25 protein-coding genes are annotated in these 21,621 nt (G+C 63.9%); 11 read left to right on the forward strand and 14 right to left on the reverse strand.

Translation table 11 applies throughout. The annotated features are described in order from the left end of the window. Positions 1-145: 145 nt before the first annotated feature. Entirely contained in the window at positions 146-1,669 is a 1,524-nt protein-coding gene (locus BLT86_RS11865) for a fumarate hydratase (protein WP_055986785.1), read from the forward strand. 160 nt (positions 1,670-1,829) lie between these two features. Here BLT86_RS11865 and dsdA read toward each other — a convergent pair whose 3' ends face one another. Beyond that, the gene (dsdA, locus tag BLT86_RS11870; RefSeq protein ID WP_055986788.1) at positions 1,830-3,194 is read right to left on the reverse strand and encodes a D-serine ammonia-lyase; all 1,365 of its coding nucleotides are present in this window, start codon (positions 3,192-3,194) and stop codon (positions 1,830-1,832) included. A 139-nt stretch (positions 3,195-3,333) separates the two neighbouring features. Here dsdA and BLT86_RS11875 point away from each other — a divergent pair, with 139 nt between their 5' ends. Then, positions 3,334-4,008 (forward strand): DUF1028 domain-containing protein, encoded by a 675-nt coding sequence (locus BLT86_RS11875; protein ID WP_055986791.1) that lies wholly within the window; start codon positions 3,334-3,336, stop codon positions 4,006-4,008. Here the strand turns inward: BLT86_RS11875 and zapE are convergent. Genes zapE through BLT86_RS11890 form a run of 3 tightly spaced genes read right to left on the reverse strand, consistent with a single transcriptional unit; the run spans position 4,005 to position 6,609 of the window. After that, positions 4,005-5,141, reverse strand: coding sequence for a cell division protein ZapE (gene zapE / locus BLT86_RS11880; protein WP_092376901.1), 1,137 nt, complete (start codon positions 5,139-5,141; stop codon positions 4,005-4,007). The two genes, BLT86_RS11875 and zapE, sit on opposite strands and share 4 nt — an antisense overlap. Then, positions 5,138-6,022, reverse strand: a complete 885-nt coding sequence (locus tag BLT86_RS11885; protein WP_092376904.1) for a carbon-nitrogen hydrolase family protein — start codon at positions 6,020-6,022, stop codon at positions 5,138-5,140. Before BLT86_RS11885 ends, zapE begins: the two co-directional genes overlap by 4 nt. Then, complete coding sequence (locus BLT86_RS11890; protein ID WP_092376908.1) at positions 6,019-6,609, reverse strand: GNAT family N-acetyltransferase; 591 nt, start codon at positions 6,607-6,609, stop codon at positions 6,019-6,021. Before BLT86_RS11890 ends, BLT86_RS11885 begins: the two co-directional genes overlap by 4 nt. Positions 6,610-6,720: 111 nt before the next feature. On the opposite strand from BLT86_RS11890, the gene BLT86_RS11895 reads away from it, so the two are divergent. After that, positions 6,721-7,119 carry a nuclear transport factor 2 family protein gene (locus BLT86_RS11895; RefSeq protein WP_055986800.1) on the forward strand — a complete coding sequence of 133 codons (399 nt, stop codon included), beginning with the start codon at positions 6,721-6,723 and terminating at the stop codon, positions 7,117-7,119. Positions 7,120-7,185: 66 nt separating this feature from the next. Here the strand turns inward: BLT86_RS11895 and BLT86_RS11900 are convergent, their stop codons facing one another. Continuing rightward, a complete protein-coding gene (locus BLT86_RS11900; protein WP_055986802.1) occupies positions 7,186-8,232 on the reverse strand; it encodes a PDDEXK nuclease domain-containing protein in 1,047 nt (348 codons plus the stop codon). Positions 8,233-8,459: 227 nt separating this feature from the next. Between BLT86_RS11900 and BLT86_RS11905 the strand changes: the two genes are divergently transcribed. Genes BLT86_RS11905 through BLT86_RS11935 form a run of 7 tightly spaced genes read left to right on the forward strand, consistent with a single transcriptional unit; the run spans position 8,460 to position 14,853 of the window. After that, a complete protein-coding gene (locus tag BLT86_RS11905) occupies positions 8,460-9,149 on the forward strand; it encodes a thermostable hemolysin (RefSeq protein ID WP_055986805.1) in 690 nt (229 codons plus the stop codon). Continuing rightward, positions 9,133-10,581, forward strand: coding sequence for an AMP-binding protein (locus tag BLT86_RS11910; protein ID WP_092376911.1), 1,449 nt, complete (start codon positions 9,133-9,135; stop codon positions 10,579-10,581). The genes BLT86_RS11905 and BLT86_RS11910 overlap by 17 nt, the downstream gene beginning before the upstream one ends. Then, positions 10,578-11,237, forward strand: coding sequence for a TenA family transcriptional regulator (locus BLT86_RS11915; protein ID WP_055986811.1), 660 nt, complete (start codon positions 10,578-10,580; stop codon positions 11,235-11,237). The genes BLT86_RS11910 and BLT86_RS11915 overlap by 4 nt, the downstream gene beginning before the upstream one ends. Positions 11,238-11,241: 4 nt before the next feature. Next, positions 11,242-12,033, forward strand: coding sequence for an SDR family oxidoreductase (locus tag BLT86_RS11920; RefSeq protein ID WP_092376914.1), 792 nt, complete (start codon positions 11,242-11,244; stop codon positions 12,031-12,033). Positions 12,034-12,043: 10 nt separating this feature from the next. Further along, a complete protein-coding gene (locus BLT86_RS11925; protein WP_055986818.1) occupies positions 12,044-12,694 on the forward strand; it encodes a tetratricopeptide repeat protein in 651 nt (216 codons plus the stop codon). A gap of 18 nt (positions 12,695-12,712) precedes the next feature. Beyond that, on the forward strand, positions 12,713-13,369 hold the full coding sequence (locus tag BLT86_RS11930) for a response regulator transcription factor (protein ID WP_055986821.1): 657 nt from the start codon (positions 12,713-12,715) through the stop codon (positions 13,367-13,369). After that, on the forward strand, positions 13,366-14,853 hold the full coding sequence (locus tag BLT86_RS11935) for an ATP-binding protein (RefSeq protein WP_092376916.1): 1,488 nt from the start codon (positions 13,366-13,368) through the stop codon (positions 14,851-14,853). Before BLT86_RS11930 ends, BLT86_RS11935 begins: the two co-directional genes overlap by 4 nt. 236 nt (positions 14,854-15,089) lie before the next feature. Here BLT86_RS11935 and BLT86_RS11940 read toward each other — a convergent pair whose 3' ends face one another. The 9 genes from BLT86_RS11940 to BLT86_RS11980 form a co-directional block, all read right to left on the reverse strand. After that, the gene (locus BLT86_RS11940) at positions 15,090-15,392 is read right to left on the reverse strand and encodes a ribbon-helix-helix domain-containing protein (RefSeq protein ID WP_017675012.1); all 303 of its coding nucleotides are present in this window, start codon (positions 15,390-15,392) and stop codon (positions 15,090-15,092) included. Positions 15,393-15,547: 155 nt separating this feature from the next. After that, positions 15,548-16,132: a DJ-1/PfpI family protein gene (locus tag BLT86_RS11945; protein WP_175354144.1), complete on the reverse strand. Its 585-nt coding sequence runs from the start codon at positions 16,130-16,132 to the stop codon at positions 15,548-15,550. Positions 16,133-16,374: 242 nt separating this feature from the next. After that, entirely contained in the window at positions 16,375-17,286 is a 912-nt protein-coding gene (locus BLT86_RS11950; protein ID WP_092376920.1) for an SDR family oxidoreductase, read from the reverse strand. 111 nt (positions 17,287-17,397) lie between these two features. Continuing rightward, a complete protein-coding gene (locus tag BLT86_RS11955) occupies positions 17,398-17,676 on the reverse strand; it encodes a hypothetical protein (RefSeq protein ID WP_003462424.1) in 279 nt (92 codons plus the stop codon). 106 nt (positions 17,677-17,782) lie between these two features. Then, complete coding sequence (locus BLT86_RS11960; protein ID WP_092376923.1) at positions 17,783-18,313, reverse strand: DUF1569 domain-containing protein; 531 nt, start codon at positions 18,311-18,313, stop codon at positions 17,783-17,785. Next, entirely contained in the window at positions 18,306-19,199 is an 894-nt protein-coding gene (locus tag BLT86_RS11965) for an alpha/beta fold hydrolase (RefSeq protein WP_092376926.1), read from the reverse strand. The genes BLT86_RS11960 and BLT86_RS11965 overlap by 8 nt, the downstream gene beginning before the upstream one ends. Further along, complete coding sequence (locus tag BLT86_RS11970; RefSeq protein WP_122983571.1) at positions 19,196-19,972, reverse strand: class II aldolase/adducin family protein; 777 nt, start codon at positions 19,970-19,972, stop codon at positions 19,196-19,198. Before BLT86_RS11970 ends, BLT86_RS11965 begins: the two co-directional genes overlap by 4 nt. Before the next feature lie 159 nt (positions 19,973-20,131). Then, positions 20,132-20,599 (reverse strand): cupin domain-containing protein, encoded by a 468-nt coding sequence (locus BLT86_RS11975; RefSeq protein ID WP_092376929.1) that lies wholly within the window; start codon positions 20,597-20,599, stop codon positions 20,132-20,134. 1 nt (position 20,600) lies between these two features. Further along, the gene (locus BLT86_RS11980) at positions 20,601-21,050 is read right to left on the reverse strand and encodes a flavodoxin (protein ID WP_003462436.1); all 450 of its coding nucleotides are present in this window, start codon (positions 21,048-21,050) and stop codon (positions 20,601-20,603) included. A gap of 102 nt (positions 21,051-21,152) precedes the next feature. Between BLT86_RS11980 and BLT86_RS11985 the strand changes: the two genes are divergently transcribed. After that, positions 21,153-21,599 (forward strand): PAS sensor domain-containing protein, encoded by a 447-nt coding sequence (locus BLT86_RS11985; RefSeq protein WP_003462439.1) that lies wholly within the window; start codon positions 21,153-21,155, stop codon positions 21,597-21,599. Positions 21,600-21,621 lie beyond the last annotated feature (22 nt).

Consider the following 21,621-nt stretch of genomic DNA (forward strand, 5'->3'; position numbering starts at 1 on the left):
GCGAGCGGGTGCGGTATACTGCCGCGCCTTTTTGGGCGGCTCTGAAGATATCGTCAAGGTGATTCCCAGAGCTGCCCTTCCGCCGTTGCGCCGGGTCGTTGTCCGGCGCTTCCTTGTTGATGTTCCCTGATAGAGGAGCGCCCCAATGACCGTGATCAAGCAGGACGACCTGATTCAGAGCGTCGCCGACGCACTGCAGTTCATCTCCTATTACCACCCCGTCGACTTCATCCAGGCGATGCACGAGGCCTACCTGAAGGAAGAGTCGCCGGCCGCCAAGGACTCCATGGCGCAGATTCTGATCAACTCGCGCATGTGCGCCACCGGCCACCGCCCGATCTGCCAGGACACCGGCATCGTCACCGTGTTCATCAAGGTCGGTATGGACGTGCGCTGGGACGGCGCCACCATGAGCGTCGACGACATGATCAACGAGGGCGTGCGTCGCGCCTACAACCTGCCGGAAAACGTCCTGCGCGCCTCGATCCTGGCCGACCCGGCCGGTGCCCGCAAGAACACCAAGGACAACACCCCGGCGGTGATCCACTACTCCATCGTTCCCGGTGACAAGGTGGAAGTGGACGTCGCGGCCAAGGGCGGCGGCTCCGAGAACAAGTCGAAGATGGCCATGCTCAACCCGTCCGACTCGATCGTCGACTGGGTACTCAAGACCGTGCCGACCATGGGCGCCGGCTGGTGCCCGCCGGGCATGCTCGGCATCGGCATCGGCGGTACTGCCGAAAAAGCGGCAGTGATGGCCAAGGAAGTGCTCATGGAGCACATCGACATCCACGAGCTGCAGGCTCGCGGCCCGCAAAACCGTATCGAAGAGCTGCGCCTGGAGCTGTTCGAGAAGGTCAACCAGTTAGGCATCGGCGCCCAGGGCCTGGGCGGCCTGACCACCGTGCTCGACGTGAAGATCATGGATTACCCGACCCACGCCGCGAGCCTGCCGGTGTGCATGATCCCCAACTGCGCCGCCACCCGTCACGCCCACTTCGTGCTCGACGGCTCCGGCCCGGCCTCGCTGGAAGCCCCGGATCTGGACGCCTACCCGGAAATCGTCTGGGAAGCAGGCCCGAGCGCGCGTCGCGTCAACCTCGATACCCTGACCCCGGAAGACGTGCAGAGCTGGAAGCCGGGCGAGACCGTGCTGCTCAACGGCAAGATGCTCACCGGCCGCGACGCTGCGCACAAGCGCATGGTCGACATGCTGAACAAGGGCGAGCAACTGCCGGTGGACCTCAAGGGTCGCTTCATCTATTACGTCGGCCCGGTTGATCCGGTCGGTGACGAAGTGGTTGGTCCGGCTGGCCCGACTACCGCCACCCGTATGGACAAGTTCACCCGTCAGATTCTCGAGCAGACTGGCCTGCTCGGCATGATCGGCAAGTCCGAGCGCGGCCCGATCGCCATCGAGGCAATCAAGGACAACAAGGCCGTGTACCTGATGGCCGTCGGCGGCGCCGCCTACCTGGTGGCCCAGGCGATCAAGAAGTCCAAGGTGCTGGCCTTCGAAGAGCTCGGTATGGAAGCCATCTACGAGTTCGAAGTCAAAGACATGCCGGTGACCGTGGCCGTCGACACCAAAGGTGAGTCCGTGCACATCACCGGCCCTGCGATCTGGAACAAGAAGATCGCCGAAAGCCTGGCGGTAGAAGTGAAGTAAGCGTCAACGCTGCAAAGCAGAAGCCCGGCCAAGTGCCGGGCTTCTGCGTTTTCAGGCGCGACGCGTATTGCTCCTGGGTAGGAGCCGCGCCCCGCGGCGAATTGGCCCGTGCAAACGGCAGAGAAGCTTCGCCCCGGGACGGTGCTCCTACAGACTTGCGTCAATCCTCGCCCGAACCCTGCAACAGTTGCCGGCCACGCGCCAGGTAGCTGTCCATCTCCGCCTGCGGCACCATGCTGCCGCCGGTCGCCCAGACCAGATGGGTCGCCTGCGCCATGCGCTGCGGCGTAAAGCCCATGCGCTGGCGATAGCCCTGCTGCTCGCCAAGCACGCGCAGCACACCCGGCATGCCGGCCAGAGCCGAAGGTTCCAGGCGCTGGCCCTCGGTCTGCTCCAGCAACGCCAGGTAGCGGAACATCTGTTCATCGCTGACCGTGTAATAACCATCGATCAGGCGCTGCATGGCGCGGCCGACGAAACCGGATGGCCGCCCCACGGCAAGCCCGTCGGCAGCCGTGCGGTTGTCGATGCCGAAATCCTGCACCGCCAGCTCCTCATGCCGACCGGTGTGAACGCCGAGCAACATGCACGGTGAATGCGTCGGTTCGGCGAACAGACAGTGCACCGCGTCGCCGAACGCCAGCTTCAGGCCGAACGCCACACCACCCGGCCCGCCGCCCACGCCACAAGGCAGATAGACGAACAGCGGATGCTCGGCATCGACCACAACGCTGGCTGCCGCCAGTTGCTGCTTGAGACGCTCGCCGGCCACCGCATAGCCGAGGAACAGGTGCCTGGAATTCTCGTCATCGACGAAATGGCAGCGCGGATCAGCCTCGGCCTGACGCCGCCCCTGCTCCACGGCAACGCTGTAATCGCTGGCGTACTCGACCACGGTCACGCCATGGGCACGCAGCTTGTCCTTCTTCCATTGGCGCGCATCGGCGGACATATGCACCGTGGCCTGAAAGCCCAGACGCGCACTGATGATGCCGATGGACAGGCCAAGATTGCCGGTAGAGCCGACGGCTACCTGATAGCCACCGAAGAAGGCGCGCATCGCGTCGCTGTCGAGGCAGGCGTAATCGTCCTCGAGGCTGAGCAGCCCGGCAGCCAGTGCCAGGTCCTCGGCATGCTTGAGCACCTCGTAGATGCCGCCACGGGCCTTGATCGAACCGGAGATGGGCAGGTGGCTGTCGCGCTTGAGCCACAGCGCGCCGATCTCGCCTTCTGCCTGGGCCGCCTCACTGAGCAGCGCCTGCATCTTCGGCAGAGGCAGGATGTCCGACTCGATGATCCCGCCACTGACGGCCGTCTGCGGGAACACCCGGGCCAGGTAGGGCGCGAAGCGCGCGAGGCGCGCGCTGGCATCGGCCACATCCGCGGCGCTCAAACCCACATCCCCCAACGCCTCGCTAACAGGTGCCACAGCTGGGTTGAACCAGCTGGTTTCTTGCAGGGCGATCAGCTCATCGAGCAACGGATATTGCGCGCGCCACTGAGCGAGCGACTGGCCAAGAATCATGCGGCGTTCCTCATTACAGGCAGTTAACGGCGCCCATTAGATGATGCCCGTGGCCATCTGGCAAAGGCCGCGACAAGCAGTCAAGCGGAACGATACCCACCCAGACGAGGCCTAACGCGGAAATTGCCAAGGAGTTGCCATGACCTTTTCCATCGTTGCGCGCTGCCCACGTACTGGACAGTTCGGCGTCGCGGCGGCCACTGCGATGCCCGCCGTCGGCAAACTGCTCAGCCACGCTGCCGCTGGTGCGGGGGCGGTGGCGACCCAGGCGCAGGTCAACCCCTATCTGGGGCTGGATGGCCTGGCGCTGCTGCGTCAAGGACTTTCGGCCCGACAAGTGCTGGAGCGCCTCAAAGCCACCGATCCCTGCATGGAACTGCGTCAGTGTGCGTTGATCGACGCCCAGGGCGACAGCCTCTGCTGGACCGGCGAAAAGTGCATTCCCTGGGCCGGTTCGCTGGCAGGCGAGCAGTTCTCCGTACAGGGCAATCGCCTGGTCGGCCCACAGGTACTGGATGCAGTAGCCGAAGCCTTCCGCCACGCTGAAAAGCGACCGCTGATCGAACGCCTGATCGAAGCCCTGGCCGCTGGCGACCGCTGCGGCGGCGACCGTCACGGCGAGTCGTCCGCAGTGATCTACGTGGTCGATCAGGAGGAGTATCCGCTGTGGGACATCCGCGTCGACCATCACCTCGACCCGGTGGCCGAGCTACGCCGCCTACATAAGGTATTCGCTCGCGAGGTGCTGCCAGAGATCCTCGCGATGCCGACACGTGACAATCCGGCGGGCCTGGCAGCGGAGGATTCGGTCTAGGCCTGCCGGCCAACAGGGGGCCCGAAACGCTCCAGTTGCATCTCACGCAGACGACTCAAGGTGCGGCGGAAGGCAAAGTCGAGGTAGCCCTGGGTGTACAGCTCGTCCAGCGCCACCTCGGCTTCGATATACAGCGGCACACGGCGGTCGTAGCACTCGTCGACCAGGGCAATGAAGCGGCGTACCGCATCGTCGTTGCGCGACAGCGCCGGTAGTTTCCGGTCACCGGCATCGACCCGCTCGGCACCGTCCTCGGTGCCACGGGCGATGCGCCCCTCGCGCTGCTCACCGCCCAGGCGCGCCACTTCACCGAGCAGGATGGTCGAGAAGCGCTCGCACAGTTCCATGAAGTCGGGAGCCGCCAATGGCTGTTCACACAGATCCCGGAAGCGGCACCAGAGCGCTGCTGAGCTATGACCGAGGGTTTCGATACGGCGATGGCTGAGTTCGACCGGCTCGCGACTAATGGTTTGCCCCTCACTCAGACGAGCGAAAAGCTCACCCAGCACCTGCGGCTGCTGCACCCAGTAGCGTTGCACCTCGGTACCGGGATGCAGACGATGATCCTGCTCGCCGTCCACGGTCACCACCTGCATGTGTGCCTCGAGCGCAGCGATGGCCGGCAGGAAACGCTCACGGTTGTAGCCATCGGCATACAGCTGATCCGGCGGCTGATTGGAGGTTGCCACCAGTACCACCCCCTGCGCCACCACCAGGCTGAGCAGCCGACCGAGCAGCATGGCATCGCCGATGTCGCTGACGAACAGCTCGTCGAAGCACAGCACACGCACCTCGCGCCCCAGCTCCTCAGCCAGCAGGCGCAGCGGGTCGGCATTGCCGGTCAACTGGAACTGGCGGCGATGCACCCACTGCATGAAGTGATGGAAATGCTGTCGCCGCGCCGGCACCCGCAAGGCGTTGTAGAAGCTGTCCATCAGCCAGGTCTTGCCGCGCCCGACCGGCCCACAAAGGTACACGCCGAGCGGGCGCTCGCCGCGATGCACAGCCTCATGACAGTGCTGCAGCGCCTCGACCGCACGGTGCTGCGCAGCATCGGCGACAAAACCGCCCGCTAGTGCACGGCGATAAGCGGCCAGCGGCGAGTCCGGCGCTCCCCGCTCGAAGCCGCTCAACGCAGCACCAGCCGGCCGTCATCGAACTGCCGCGCCCAGTCGCGGCGGGTGAACACCTGGCCCTGCTCGCGCACGCGGCGCACTTCAGACAGATCCAGGTCGCAGATCAGCCAGTGGCTACGCGTGGGGCACAGCTCCTTGCTCTCGGCGACGATGCCGCTGGCCGGCATGCCGTAGTCCGACGGCACGTAAAGCGAAGCGCGGCCGTAGCCTTCGTCGAGCGACGGCGACCAGGGCGCCAGGCCGACGGTAGGCGAGTGCAGTACGGCGATCTGGTTCTCCAGCGCACGGGCCTGGGCGCCGATGCGTACGCGGTGAAAGCCGGCCACGGTGTCGGTGCAACTGGGCGCCAGAATCAGATCAACGCCAGCCTCGGCCAGGGTGTGCGCCAGCAAGGGGAATTCGTTGTCGTAGCAGATCAGGATGCCCAGCTTGCCCAGCGCGGTATCGAACACCTTCAGCCCACTACCCGCCGCGATATGCCACTGCTCCAGCTCGAAGCGGGTCATGATCAGCTTGTCCTGAGCGCCCAGGCAGCCGTCCGGACTGAACAGCCAGGCGCGGTTGCGGTAGATACCGTCGTCATCCAGCACCGCTACGGAACCGGGTTGCAGGTAGAGATTCAACCGCCGCGCCAGGCTCTCGCACAACGCCAGCCAGCGTGGCAGCAGCGGCTGGATGCCGGCGATGGAGCCGTGCAGGTCACCACGCTCGGCTTCCAGCAACTGGCCGGTCAGCACCAGGCCGGCGTACTCCGGCAGCAGCAACAGTTCAGCGCCCTGCCCGGCCGCTTCCTCGCACAGAGTGGTGAGGTGCTCGGCGTAGGCATCCCAGGTGGTGAACAACTCGATGTGGTACTGGCAGGCGGCAACCTTGATCATGGGGCAAGCTCCTTCAACCAGAACGACATGGGCTTGGCCGATTCTTCGGCTTCGTCCAGGTCGCGCCAGTGGTACTGGGTATGCAACTCGGGGTGATGACGGTAGCCGCGGCGTGCCCAGAAGGCATCCAGCGGCTGGTAATCGGCGGGCCGCCGCGGGTGGTCGGCCGCGCGTTGCACGGCGCAGAACGCGCACCAGTCGAAGCGATCCAGCGTATGCGCATGGGCCTCGCGCTCGGCAAAAAAACGCACCCCAAGGCCGCGCCCGCGCCAGGACGGCAACACCACCGACTCGGCGCAGTAGAAGATCCGCGCCGGGTTCCAGCCCGCGGCAACGAACGGCTGCTGGAATTCCTCGGTTTCATCCTGCAGCGGCAGCGCGGTGGAAGCACCTACTACCTGACCGGCGTCGAGTACCAGCACGCACAGGCTATCGGCACTGCGCACATAGGTGGCCAGGTACTCGGCCTCATAGTCGAGGTTGCCGTCATAGAGGTAGGGAAACTCGCGGAACACCTGGATGCGCAGACGCGCGAGGTCGTCGATATGGGGTTCGATCTCCGCTCCCCGCAACAGTCGGATATCCATTGCAGTCGCTCGCCAGCAACAGGGTGACGCCAGTAGCTATACCAGCGGTAAACGGCGAACTTATCATGCGGGCCAACCAACCACTAACCACGCTACGAAAGGAACTTAGCCATGACCGCCACCGAACTGGTTCAGGCCTACTACGCCGCCTTCAATGCCGGCGACATGCCCGCCTTTCTCGATCTGCTGGCCGACGACGTGGTGCACGACATCAACCAGGGCGAGCGTCAGGTTGGCAAGGCCACCTTCGCCGCCTTCATGGACAAGATGAACCGCTGCTACCGCGAGCGCCTGGCCGATATCGTGGTCATGCAGAACGCCGCTGGCGACCGCGCCGCCGCCGAGTTCGTGGTGCACGGCGAATACCTGGCCGACGACGAAGGCCTGCCGCCGGCCAATGGCCAGACCTATGTGCTGCCGGCCGGCGCCTTCTTCGAGATCAAGAATGGCAAGGTCGCGCGCATCAGCAACTACTACAACCTCAATGACTGGATTGCGCAGGTCGGCTGAATATCCTCAGGCCCGGGGCCGAGCCTACCAGCCGCTCGGTGCCCTGATGCACAACCCCCTCCCAGCTCAGTGAACCCAGTACAGCCCACGTTGCTCGGCCAGCCGCGCTCGCTCCCGATCCAGCTCGGCTCGTAGCTCTTCTTCACTGGGTAACACCAGCCTGTATTTGCTGGCGAACAGTTGCTCGCTGTCCTGCAGCACCGAATAACGCACCACGGACGCATCCTTCTGCGCACAGAGGATGATGCCCACGGTCGGGCCATCTTCCGGGCCACGCCTGAGGTCATCGAACATGCGCACGTACATGTCCATCTGGCCGATATCCTGATGGGTCAACTCGCCGCGCTTGAGGTCAAAAATGACGAAGCACTTGAGCAGGTAGTTGTAGAACACCAGGTCGATGTAGAAATCCTTGCTCTCGGTGCTGATGCGCTGCTGCCGGCCGACGAAGGCGAAACCCTTGCCCAGTTCCAGCAGAAAGATCTGCAACTGGTCGATCAGCGCCTGCTCCAGCTCGCCCTCCAACATGGTGCCAGCATTGGGCAGGCCGAGGAACTCCAGCAGCACCGGATCGCGCACAAACTCACGCGGGCTCTTGCCCAGGGCCTGCAGCTTGCTCGCCGCCTCCTGCTCGACCGCCGCGCGATCCTGGCTGGCCAGCAGACGCTCGTAATACAACGTGCCGATCTGCCGCTCCAGCGCACGGGTACTCCAGTTCTGCGTAGCGGCCTCGTTCATGTACCACTGCCGTGCACTGTCGCTGTCCACTCTGAGCAAGGTGCGATAGTGCGTCCAGCTCAATTCGTGACGCAGTGCGTCACGAATCGGAAAAGCTTGGTAGAAGAGACGCATGTAGCGCAGGTTAGAGGCATCGAAGCCCTTACCGAACTCAGCCGTCAGCTCACTGGCCAGCGTCGGCAGCAGCTTCTTGCCGTAGGCGGCACGCGCCTGCCCACCCTGCTCGAATTCAACGATATGCCGGCCGATTTCCCAGCAGGTTTGCACCTGAATCGCATCCACCGCACGCACGGCCTGCTGCCGGGCCTGGCGGATCAGCTCAGCCAGTTCGGTGAGCAGAGGTTGCAACTTGGGGTCAGCATTGAGTGACGTCATCTTTCCTCCCTGAATGCTCGGTATTGATCCTGCCAGCGATGGCCCATTCAGTCCGAAACTTACCCACTCAACCGGCCAAGTGCCAGTGTTCGAGCCCTCTGTGAGCGGATTCATCTGCGATGGCCAACGCCGAGACCATAAGCCTGAAACATTTTGCAAAGTCTTAATACAGCGTTAAGCCAGCCACTCACACAATCGCCCCCAGGTTCATCACCGAGGTTCCGAGCATGGAACTACCCTGGGCGCAGCATGATCGTCCCGTTGCCCGTATCGGGCGCGGCGATAGTTACGAACTCCACCTGGCCTCCCCTGGCAGCGCACGTCGCGTTGCCCTGGAGCAGTTCATCCGCCAGCGCTTCGAACTGCAGCACGACGCACGCATCCGTCACTTCATGCCCTGCCTGTTCGGCCTGGAAAACCAGACCGGCCAGCTGCTCGGTGCGGTGGGCGTGCGCAGCGGCAACAGCGGCCCGCTGTTTCTCGAGCGTTACCTGGACGAGCCGATCCAGAGCGCCATCGGCGCACGCCTGGGCCACACCGAGCCCAGCCGTGGCGAGCTGGTGGAAGTCGGCAACCTGGCCGCCGACAGCCCCGGTGCCGCCCGCCTGCTGATCGTCGCGCTGACCGATCTGCTGGTGGCCCTGGGTTTTCGCTGGGTCACCTTTACCGGTACCCCGACCCTGCTCAACAGCTTCCAACGCCTGGGCCTGACCCCCATCGCCCTCGGCGAAGCCGATCCGGCGCGCATGGGCGATGAGCTTCCCGACTGGGGCAGTTACTACGACAACCGTCCGCTGGTCATGGCGGGCGACATTCATGGCGGCCACCAGCGCCTGCTGCAGCTGGGCGCCTATCCGCGCCTCGGTCATCAACCGTTGTATGCCCTGGAGGAGATGCCCGATGTGGTCTGCAGTTGAATCCTTCTTCGAGCGTCTGGCCGCCTTTGGCCCGCACACGGCGCTGGCCGAGGATAGCCATGAGCTGACCTATGACGGTCTGTTGGCAGCCGTGACCAGTCGCAGCCGCCTTCTGCGCGGGCTGGGCGCCCAGCGCGTGGCACTGGCGCTGGATAACGGTATCGACTGGGTACTGTGGGATCTGGCGGCGCTGCATGCCGGCCTGGTCTGCGTGCCGGTACCGGGGTTCTTCTCCGCCGAGCAGCAACGCCATGTGCTCGACAGTGCCGGCATCGACTGCCTGATCGGCGCTGGTGCCCCCGGCTTCGCCAGCGTGGAAAACGATATTTATCACCGCACGGTCGCGCAGCCTGCAGAGCTGCATCCGGGCACCTGCAAGATCACCTACACCTCCGGCACCACCGGCCAGCCCAAGGGCGTGTGCCTGGACCTGAACACACAGCTGGCAGTGGCCGACAGCCTGGTCAAGGCCAGCGCCAGCCGCGAGGTGCAACGGCACCTGTGCATCCTGCCGCTGGCGACTCTGCTGGAGAACATCGCCGGCGTCTACGCGCCGCTGCTGGCCGGCGCGCGGGTCGAGCTGATGCCAATGGCGCAGATCGGCCTGACCGGGGCCAGCGGCTTAGACCTGGCGCGCTTTCTCCAGGCCCTGCACACCGCCCAGCCGCACAGCCTGATCCTGTTGCCACAATTGCTGCTGGCGCTGGTCAGCGCGGCCGAGCGCAAGCTGCCGGTGCCGACCTCGCTGCGTTTCGTGGCCGTTGGTGGCGGGCGTGTCTCCGTGCAGTTGCTGCTGCGCGCCGATGCGCTGGACCTACCGATCTTCGAGGGCTACGGGCTGTCCGAGTGCGCCTCGGTGGTGTGCCTGAACACGCCCGAGCAGCGCCGCATCGGCAGCACCGGCCAGCCGCTTGGCCACCTGCAAATGACGCTGGCGGCCGACGGCGAAGTGCTGGTCAAGGGCGCCCGCATGCTCGGCTACCTCGGTGAACCGGCGCCGCAAGGCGAATGGCTGGGCACCGGCGACCTCGGTCATTTCGAGCAAGGCTTCCTGGTGCTGCACGGGCGCAGGAAACATCAGTTCATCACCGCCTATGGGCGCAACGTCAACCCGGAATGGGTCGAATCCGAGCTGGTGCAGCAGTTGCCTATTGCCCAGGCCTGGCTGCACGGCGAGGCGCTGCCGGGCAACGTCGCGGTGCTGGTGCCGCGCTTCGCCAATACCCTTGACGCGCAGCTGCAAGAAGCCGTGGACGCCGTCAATCACGGCCTGCCGGACTACGCCCGCGTACACCACTGGCTGCGCGCCGAGGCCCCGTTCAGCGCGAGCAACGACCTGGCCACAGCCAACGGTCGCCTGCGCCGCGCTGCCCTGTTTTCCCATTACCAAGCCGCCATCGAAGCGTTGATGGCAGAAGGAGTACATGCATGAGCTTCTACGAATCCCTGCTGGCCCAGACTCAAGCCGAGCGCGACTACCTGCTCGGCGCACCGATCATCCAGCAGGCCATTACCGGCCAGGTCGCCCTGCACAGCTACATCGCCTTCCTCACCGAGGCCTACCACCACGTCAAGCACACCGTACCGCTGCTGATGGCCTGTGGCGCACGCTTGCCAGAGCGTCTGGAATGGCTACGCGAGGCCATCGCCGAGTACATCGAGGAAGAAACCGGCCACCAAGAGTGGGTGCTCAACGACATCGCCGCCTGTGGTGCCGACAAGGAAGCGGTGCGCCATGGCACCCCGCACATGTCCACCGAACTGATGGTGGCCTACGTCTACGACCGCATCGCCCGGCACAACCCGGTGAGTTTCTTCGGCATGGTCAACGTGCTCGAAGGCACCAGCATCGCCCTGGCCACTCAGGCCGCTGGCATCATCCAGGACAAGCTGCAACTGCCGAACAAGGCCTTCAGCTACCTCAACTCACATGGCAGCCTGGATCTGGAGCACATCGAGTTCTTCAAGAAGCTGATGAACCAACTGGACAACGACGATGACAAGGCCGCCGTGGTGCACACCGCCAAGGTGGTCTACCGCCTGTACGGCGACATGTTCCGCAGCCTGCCGCTGGCTGGCGAGGAGTAAGGTCATGCAACCGACGGATTGCCGTGCCCTGCTTACCGGCGCCAGTGGCGGTATCGGCCTGGCCCTGGCCCAACGTCTGGCCAGCGAAGGCGCCCATCTGCTGCTGGTGGGCCGTCGTCTGGAGCCCCTGCAAGCGCTGTTGCAACGCTTCCCGCAGAACGTGCAACTGGTGCAGGCCGATATCGCCAGCCGCGCCGGGCGTGATGCACTGCTGGCCGCCGCGCAGAACTTCGGCGGGCTCAATTGCCTGATCAACGCCGCAGGGGTCAATCGTTTTGGCCTGCTCGACCAGCAGGACGAACAGCAGATCGCTGAGCTGATCGGCCTCAACGTCACCGCGACACTTCAGCTCACCCAGCGCCTGCTACCGCTGCTGCGGGCGCAACGGCGTGCGCTGGTGATCAACGTCGGCTCCACTTTCGGCACCATCGGCTACCCAGGTTTTGCTGCCTACTGCGCCAGCAAGTTCGCCCTGCGCGGTTTCTCCGAGGCGCTGCGCCGCGAGCTGGCCGACACCAATGTGCGCGTCCTCTATTTCGCCCCACGCGCCACCCGTACGCCGATGAACGCCCCCAGCGTGGTAGCGATGAACGACGAGCTGGGCGTGGCCATGGACGATCCGGAAAAAGTCGCGGCCGAATTGCTGCAAGCCATCCGCCACGAGCAGGAAGAGCGCTACCTGGGATGGCCGGAACGCCTGTTCGTGCGCCTCAACGGCCTGCTGCCACGCGTGGTCGACCAGGCCCTGCGCAAGCAGCTGCCGATCATCCAACGCTTCGCCCGTCATAAACACTGAGGACAACCCCGTGAACGCACTGCGTACCCTGATCATTGCCACGCTCGGTTTCGCCACCCTGCCCGCCTTCGCCCTCAGTGAAGGGGGCGAAGCGCAGTTGCACCAGTTGCAGACGCGCTGGGCCGAGATCAACTACCAGACGCCGGAGAAGCAGCGCGAAGAGGCCTTCGCCAAGCTCGTCAGCCAGGTCGATGCCGCGCTGACCAGCGAGCCCAAGGCACCTGAGCTGCTGATCTGGCGCGGCATCATCCTCAGCACCCAGGCTGGCGCCAAAGGCGGTCTTGGTGCATTGGGCCTGGTCAAGGAGGCCAAAACCAACCTGGAGCAGGCGCTGGCCATCGACCCACAGGCGCTGGCCGGCTCGGCCTATACCAGCCTCGGCAGCCTCTACTACCAGGTACCGGGCTGGCCGATCGGCTTCGGCGACGATGAACAGGCCGAGAAGATGCTCAAGCAAGCCCTGGCGATCAACCCGGACGGCATCGACCCGAACTACTTCTATGGCGACTTCCTGCAACGGCAGAAGCGCTACGAGGAGTCTCGCGCCGTGCTGGAAAAGGCCCTGGCAGCCAAGGATCGCCCTGGCCGTGAACTGGCCGACCAGGGACGCCGCGCAGAAGCCGCAGCGCTTTTGCAGCAGGTGACAGGTAAACTCCAGTAACCCTCTACAGGAGTGACCATGCGCATTCTTCTCGTCGAAGACGATCAGGCCCTGGGCGAAGGCATTCGCACAGCGCTGAAACCCGAAGGCTACACCGTGGACTGGCTGCAGGACGGCGCCAGCGCGCTGCATGCGCTGAGCCACGAGAGTTTCGAGCTGGCCATTCTCGACCTCGGCCTGCCGCGCATGGACGGCCTGCAGGTGCTCAAGCACCTGCGCGCAGCGGCCAACCCGGTACCAGTGCTGGTGCTCACCGCACGTGACGCCACCGGCGACCGCATTGCGGGTCTCGATGCTGGCGCCGACGACTACCTGGTCAAGCCCTTCGATGTCGCCGAGCTCAAGGCACGCCTACGTGCTCTGCTGCGGCGCAGCTTCCAGCGCCCGCAACCGGCGCTGGAATACCGCGGCATCAGTCTCGACCCCGCCAGCCAGGTGGTCGAATACCAGGGCCAGGTCATCAACCTGCCGCGCAAGGAGTTTCTCCTGCTGCACGAGTTGCTGATTCAGCCCGGTCGTGTGCTGACCCGCGACAAACTGCAACAAGCGCTCTACGGCTGGGATGAGGAAGTGGAAAGCAACGCCCTGGAGGTGCACGTGCATCACCTGCGCAAGAAATTCTTCCCGGAGCTGATCCGCACCGTGCGCGGCGTCGGTTATCTGGTGGACAAATGAGGCTGCTGAAAACCTTCGGTTCCATCCGTACCCGCCTGCTCGCCCTGCTACTGCTGCTGGTCGCGGCCAGCTTCGGGCTGATCAGCCACAAGATCTACAACGACTCGGTGCATGAAGTGCGCGAGCTGTTCGACGCCCAGCTGTCGCAGACCGCGCGCCTGCTCATGGGTCTGGTGCGCCATGACCTGAGTGAAAGTGAACGCAACGAGATGCAGGCCGTGCTCGACGAGGCGCTGCTGCTGCACAACGCGCGCAACCCGGACAACCTGCTCGGCCACGAATACGAAGGCAAGCTGGCCTTCCAGATGCTCGACGACGATGGTGAGCTGCTGTTCCAGTCCGCCAGCGCCCCGCCCGGCTTGCTCAACAACATGATCGAGCAGCTCGGCCTGGCTCTGCCCAACGATGACCAGCCCATGCGTGAACGCCTGGCGCAACTGGCCCGCTATCTGATCGGTTATCACACGCTGAACATCGGCGAGCATCGCTGGCGCGTGTTCGTGCTGCATGACAGTCGCGACTACCACTGGGTGCTGGCGGGCGAGCGCGATGACGTGCGCGGCGAGCTGATCGGCAAGATCGCCCGACGCAGCTTGCAACCGCTGCTGATCGGTCTGCCCATCGTCGGCCTGCTGCTGTGGCTTACCGTGGGTTGGGGTTTGTATCCGCTCAAGCGCATGGCCGATGCCATTCGCGGTCGCGCACCGGACAACCTGGCGCCGCTGGTCTTCCCGCCGTTACCCAACGAACTGGAACCGATGGCCGCTGCGCTCAACCGCCTGCTGATGCAGGTCAACCAACTGCTGGAACAGGAAAAACGCTTCATCGCCGATGCCGCCCACGAGCTGCGTACGCCGCTGGCGGTGCTGCGCATTCATGCGCAGAACGCACTGGAAGCACCGGATGCCAGCGACCGTGAAGAGGCGCTGAGGCAATTGGGCAGCGGTGTCGACCGCGCGACCCGCGTAGTCGCACAACTGCTGACGCTGGCACGCCTCGATCCCAACGGCATCCGCCTGAACATGGACAACCTCGACCTGCTGGCCTTCCTGCGTGGCGAGCTAGCAGAGCTGACGCCGCTGGCGCTCAATCGCGGCCAGGAGCTGATTCTCGACGCTCAGGAACCAGGCGATTACCACCTGCCGGCGGATGCCCCCAGCCTGGGTATCCTGCTGCAGAACCTGGTGAGCAATGCCGTGCAGTACACCCCGGCGGGCGGCTGCATTCAGGTACAGCTGCAGGCCACCACTCAGGACCTGCTGCTGCAGGTACTCGACAGTGGCCCAGGTGTGCCAGCGGAGTTGCGCGAGCGCTTGTTCGAGCGCTTCTTCCGCGTTGGAGAAGGCCAGGGCGCCGGGCTGGGATTGTCCATCGTGCGCCGCGTCGTTGAATTGCATCAGGGCAGTATCGCCCTTGATGAGTCGCCGCTCGGCGGCCTGCGTGTCAGCGTGCGCTTGCCCCGGCGTCCCGGCAGCCTTGCTTGAGTGATCGCGATGGCGAGCCTCAATTTTCACACATAGCCATAGGCAATCACAAAGATAGAGACAATCCGTTTTATCAATCGAAACGTTTATCCAATCATGCACACCTGTTCAACAGCCGCTACAGTAGTAACTTCGCATGAGCCTGATCAAACGTTTCTTCCAGCAATCCCAACCGAGCCAGCAGCCGACCACCCCGACCGTGCAGGAGCATCCGAACTTCTGGATGTACCAGTGACTCAGCCGCTCGCCCCAACCACCCTCAGTGGCACCTGACGCCCGGCCTTCTGTGCCAGGTAGCGGGTGCAGCTGACACGCAGGAACGAGGCGAAATTGACCACTTCGCCGCGAAAGTCCATGACCTCGTCATGCAACTTGGCGATCAGCTGGTTGGTGGTCATGCCATCGACTTCGGCGATTTCACGCAGGATGTCCCAGAACTGATTTTCCAGACGCAGCGTGGTAACCACGCCGCGGATGCGCAATGAACGTGAGCGCGACTCGTAGAGAATCGGATCGGCCTTCACATAGAGTTCGCACATCGGTCGTGCTCCTGAAAGGTAGGGCGGGTGCAACCCGCCACGTATGGACTGGCGGGTTGCACCCACCCCTACGTCTTGCCCGCGCCATAGCCCGGTGCAGTCAGTGCGTGAATGCTGGCGATGATGCGCCCGGATTGCATCCGGGCTCCGGCTGCTCACAAGCGGATTTCAGTCCCCAGCACCTTGAGAAACGCCGCCAGCCAAGCTGGATGCGCAGGCCAGGCCGGCGCGGTGACCAGCTTGCCCTGCACGTGCGCCTGGTCCACCGGGATTTCCACGTACTTGCCGCCGGCCAACGTCACTTCCGGCGCACAAGCAGGATAGGCGCTGCACTCACGTCCCTCCAGCACCCCGGCCGCCGCCAGCAGCTGGGCACCATGGCAGACGGCAGCGATGGGCTTGTCGGCCTTGGTGAAGGCCTTCACCAGGGCGATGACGTCGGCATTCAGGCGCAAGTATTCAGGAGCACGGCCACCGGGAATGACCAGAGCGTCGTAATCTTGGGCACGGACCTTGGCGAAATCGAAGTTGAGCGCAAAGTTGTGCCCCGGCTTCTCGCTATAGGTCTGGTCGCCCTCGAAATCGTGAATGGCGGTGCGTACCGTCTGGCCGGTTACCTTGTCCGGGCAAACCGCATGCACGGTATGGCCGACCATCTGCAGCGCCTGGAACGGCACCATGGTTTCGTAGTCCTCGGCGTAGTCGCCGACCAGCATGAGAATCTTCTTGGCAGCCATGATCGTCTCCTGAAGGTAGGTGGAACGAATGCCATTATTCGCCCCTATTTCCTCCGACAGGTAACAGCCGGGTACTACTCAGCAAACAGTCAAGCGTCGATACATCGACTTTGTAGAAGCGGCGCCCCGCCGCGAACCTGGCCGGTGCAGCATCGAAAAGCTTCGCCCCGGGGCGGGGCTCCTGCCAAACGCCGCATTGAGCGTTTTATATGATCATTGCCGGCCTTTCAGTGCCCGCATGTGTTCTAGAGCGCGTACTTCTGCAGGTTCGCCATCATCTCCTTGAGCGCCTCGACGTTGTCGGCCGGGTGCGCAGCGCCCTCGAAATCGCAGATACGTTGCCACTGCGCCGCGACATCCTCGGGACTGAAACCGGCCTTGGGATCGAAGCCCGCGCCCAGGCTGCGCTCCCAGCGCACCTTGCCCACCCAGCCACCGCCGACTTCGTACAGGCTGCCGGTGTCCTGACAGGCGGCGCTGCCGAGGTACACCACCAGCGGGCTGACCAGCTCGGGTTTGAGTTGCTCGAACACCTGCGGCGGGATCAACCCTTCGGTCATGCGCGTGGCACCGGTCGGTGCGATGGCGTTGACCAGGATATTGTTCTTGCGCCCTTCGATGGCCAGTGTACGCGTCAGCCCGTAGAGGCCGAGCTTGGCCATGCCATAGTTGCTCTGGCCGAAGTTGCCGTAGATGCCGGAGGTCGACGAGGTGAAGATGACCCGGCCGAAGTTCTGTTCGCGCAAGTGAGGCCAGGCCGCGTGAGTGGTCTTGTAGGCACCTTCGACATGAACCCTGTAGACCAGATCCCAGTCGGCATCTTCCATCTTGTGGAAGCTCTTGTCGCGCAGGATGCCAGCGTTGTTGACTAGCACATCGATACGGCCGAAATGATCCAGCGCCGTCTGCACGATCTTGTAGCCATCGGTGACCGAGTCATGGTTGGCCACTGCAGTACCACCGAAGGCGCGAATCTCTTCCACCACCTTGTCGGCCGCCGAAGCGTTGGCCCCTTCACCATGGGTGCTACCGCCGAGATCGTTGACCACCACCTTGGCGCCATGGCGAGCGAACAGCAGTGCATGGGCGCGGCCCAGGCCACCGCCAGCACCGGTGACTATGACTACTTGATCTTCGAAACGGATGGCATCGCTCATCGACAGCTTCCTCGGGCAGGTTGTGAATGCACCGAGTGTCAGGCAGCCCCGCGCGCTTCACAAGGCGCGCGGGACTGCTGAATGACGGCCGATAATGCGACCTTATACGGCTCAGTTACCGGTGCCGGAACCCGAGCCGGAACCACTGCCATCACCCGAACCACCCCGGTCACCGCCGGGGTTGCCATCGGTGTTGGGGCCCTGCACCGGCGGGATGCCCTCACCGTCATCGGCCGGATTCATCGGATTGCTGTCCCCCGGTGTGGTCGGCGTGGTGGGCCCAGGAGTACCCGGCGCATCGTTATCGCTACCGGCAAAGGCCGGCAATGCCATCGCGCCCAGAATCCCGCTCAGCAGCAATGCAGATAATTTCTTGTTCATGTTGTTCATGAGTAACCTCGACTTTCCTGTGAGTGACACAGTTACTGAGTCGCTCACGGTGCCGGAGGTTCGACAAAAATTATCGCAACGCTGACCCGCTCATCCTCGCGTACGCTCAGGCAATACGAATCAGGCTGAGGTGGTTGTACAGATGCAACACGTGCGCCTCGGCGTATTCGCCATGCTCCAACGCGCCATAGGCGAAGTGCGGCTGCAGCGCACCCTGGTGCTCGGCAAAACGCTCAAAAGCCACCTGCAGTCGCTGCAAGGCCAAGGCCTGATCGGCTGGCTCGATCAGAGCGGCTGCGCCGGGAATTGCCTCATCCAGCGGATGACGCATGGCGCCGCGCGCGCTGAACACGGCGAACGCGGCTGGCCCGAGGCTATGGCGAAACCAGGCCGGTTTCAGTTCGGGATAACCGTCGATGGAATAATCGATGCTTTGCGCGCAGTGATTGAATACTTCGCTCGGGCTCCAGCCGCGAATGCTCTGCAGCGTCTTGCCTTGCAGATCCGCCAGCACCTGGCGCGCGCCCTCCAGGCTGACGACCGCCGGCCGCGGCCCGGCAGGCAAGGCCCAGAAGCCGGCGCCCAGTGCGGCGGCTCCACCGAGCGCAGCGCCTTTGAGCAGGGTACGTCTACGCATGCGAGCTCCTTGCGTCGCGAAACTGCAGGTAATGCTCGAGCACCTCAGCCGGCGCCTCCAGCTGCGGATAGTGGCCAATGCCGTCGAGCAGAACGGTGTCGGCGTCGGCGATCAACTCACGGTAACGCGCCACCATATGCGCACCGGAGATGGGATCGAAGGCGCCATCAATCACCCGCATAGGCAGCGTCGTGGCCTGCATCGCCGTGACCCAGCGCTGCCGTTGCTGGCGCCGCTCGGGCATGTAGCGAATCAGACGATGCATCACCGCCGGGCCGTTGTTGTACGCCACCAGTTGCCACAGGGCATCCAGTTCGGCTTCGCTGGCCTGGGTGTGCGGGCCGAAGATGCGGGCGAAACTCTGTGCCAGCTTGCGCCGTGAGAACAACGGCCCGATCAGCGGACCAAGCGGCCCGAGCAGCAACTTCTGCACCCGCACCGGATGATGGGTTTCGGGGAACAGACCGCCGTTGAGGAACACACAACTCGCCAGCTGCAGTTGCCCCTCCTGATGCCGCGCGATCAGCTCCTGGGCAACGCTGTCACCATAGTCGTGAGCCAGCACATGCACCGGGCGCCGTTCGCCAATATGGGCCAGCAGTTCCTGCTGCAGATCGGCCTGTTCCAGCAAGCTATAGGCATGCCCACGCGGCTTGGCCGAGTAACCGAAGCCAAGCATGTCGCAGGCGATCACCCGGTAACGCTCGGCCAGTGTCGCCCACAGGCGATGCCAGTCCCAGCTGGCACTGGGAAAGCCGTGAATCAGCAGCAGCGGCTGGGCTTGCGTGTCTCCAGCGGTCCAGTAACGGATCGTGTGACCACGAAAGTGCAACGCCTGGCTTTGCGCGCGCCAATCATCCAGGGCGATGCCTGGCAGCTCGCTCACTGGTCGTAACCTGGCATCTGCTGGTCCAGCTTGCGCAGCAGCGCTGGCCAGGGCAACGCGCCGCCCATGCCCTGCGGCGTTTTCATCACGCCAGCGATCATCGCCCGCGCGCCGTCGAGAATCTGCTGCGGAATGTGGATCAGCTCGGCACCGCCGCTCTGCGCCATGACCTGGATCTCGCAGGCACGCTGCAGGATGAACATGCCGAGAAAGGCGTCGGCGATGCCGCCGAAAGCAGTGAGCAACCCATGGTTGGGCAGGATCATGAAGTTCTTGTCGCCCAGGTCCGCCTGCAGCCGCGCTTTCTCATCATGATTCAGCGCCACGCCCTCATAGCCGTGGTAGGCCAGGCTGGCGAGGACGAACAGCGATTGCTGCGACAGGGGCAGCAAGCCCTGCTTCTGCGCCGACACGGCGATGCCCGCCGGGGTGTGAATGTGCAGCACGCAGCCGACGTCGTGGCGCACCTCGTGCACGGCGCTATGAATGGTGTAACCGGCTGGATTGATGTCGAACGGGCTGTCCATCAGCTTGTTGCCCGCCAGGTCGACCTTGACCAGGCTCGACGCCGTGATTTCGTGGAACATCAGGCCATAGGGGTTGATCAGGAAATCTTCCGTACCCGGTACCTTGGCAGAGATATGGGTGAAGATCAGATCGTCCCAGCCATAGAGGGCGATCAGCCGGTAGCAGGCGGCGAGGTCGACGCGTGCACGCCATTCGGCCTCGGAAACCAGATTCTTCACGGCAGGGAGTTTCAGCGGAGCATTCACGGCGGTCACCTCGATATTCTTGTTGGTCGGTGGTGTCCGCAGTCTAGCCAGGCGCGTCGCTGGCGGTAGTTGCCCTGGCAGCCATCTTGATGGCTTTGCGGGTCATGGCGCTGGCGCGCCGCGGTGCGATAGGCAGGTATTCGCCGCTTTTATCGCCGGTCAAACCAGCTCGGGGTAATCGCGCGCCAGCAGCGGCCACTGTGCCTGAGCCTCGGCATCATCGGCCAGCAGGCGAAAGCCCTCGAACTGGAACTCCGGCGCCACAGTGCAACCGACCAGCGTATAGGCGCCCGTCGAGCGCGCCGCCTGCCAGGCATGAGCCGCTACCACGCGCTGCGGCATCTGCCCCTCACTGACCGGCCCGAGCAACTCGCAACGCACCGCGTTGGGGGTATCGGCTACCAACAACTGCAGAGGGTCGCCCTCGTGAAAGTGCCACAGCTCGTCGGCGTCGACCCGATGCCAGCGACTGACCGCACCACCCGGCAGCAGGAACAGAATTGCACTGGAAGCCGCCCGACCCTGAGCATTGCGCTGCGCCGAAACGAACAGGCGACGGTAGTAACCGCCCTCGGGATGCGCGGCAAGCCCGAGGCTGTCGATCAACTGGCGAGCGCGCGGGTGCACGTCAGGCCTTCAGCGCCGCCACGAAGGCTTGCAGCCAGGGTTCGGCATCGGTTTCAGGCGTGACGGTTTCGCTGGAGTCCAGGCGCAGCATTTCCACCACTTCGCGCAGGCCCAGCTCGGCATACAGCTCACGCATCAGTTCACCGCCGCCGCAGAAGGTGTCATAGCTGGAGTCGCCCAGCGCCAGCACCGCAGCCGGTTTGCCGCTCCAGGCCGGCAAACGGTCTCTGATTTCGCTGTACAGCGGCAGCAGGTTGTCCGGCAGCTCACCCATGCCAGTGGTGGACGTGACGGTAAGGAAGGCGTCCGGCGCGAAGGCCAGCAGCTCCTCGAGGCTCACATTCGCTTTGTGCCAGGCGTCCAGCCCGGCGGCCTTGAGCTGGCGCTCGGCGTGGCGAGCGACTTCCTCGGCCGTACCGTAGACCGAGCCCGAGAGAATGGCGACTTTCATGACACCTCCGGAAACAGGAAAAACGCCGCGCATTATGCCGCAAGTGGACAGCCCGACCCGATGTTTTAGAATGCAGCCCATAACCATCGCGGAACCGGACTCATGATCAATGCCAAACTGCTGCAACTGGTAGTCGACGCCTCCAACGATGGGATCGTGGTGGCCGAGCAGGAGGGCGAAGACAATATTCTGATCTACGCCAACGCGGCATTCGAACGCCTGACCGGCTACCCCTGCGATGACATCCTCTATCAGGATTGCCGTTTCCTGCAGGGCACTGACCGTGCACAGCTCGGCCTGCAGGCCATTCGCGAAGCGGTCAAGGCGAACAAGCCCTGCCGACAGATCATTCGTAACTACCGCAAGGATGGCAGCGCGTTCTGGAACGAGCTATCGATCACTCCGGTGCTGAACGAAAGCGACCAGTTGACCTACTACATCGGTATCCAGAAGGATGTTACCGAACAGGTCGAAGCCAAGCAGCGGGTGCGTGAGCTGGAGGCAGAGGTCGCCGAGCTGAAGGCAGAGCTGGCGCGCCTGAAAAGCTGACGAACGGATAAAACTATCCTTC

Origin of the sequence: Pseudomonas sihuiensis (assembly GCF_900106015.1) — a bacterium.
GTDB classification, from domain to species: Bacteria; Pseudomonadota; Gammaproteobacteria; order Pseudomonadales; family Pseudomonadaceae; genus Aquipseudomonas; species Aquipseudomonas sihuiensis.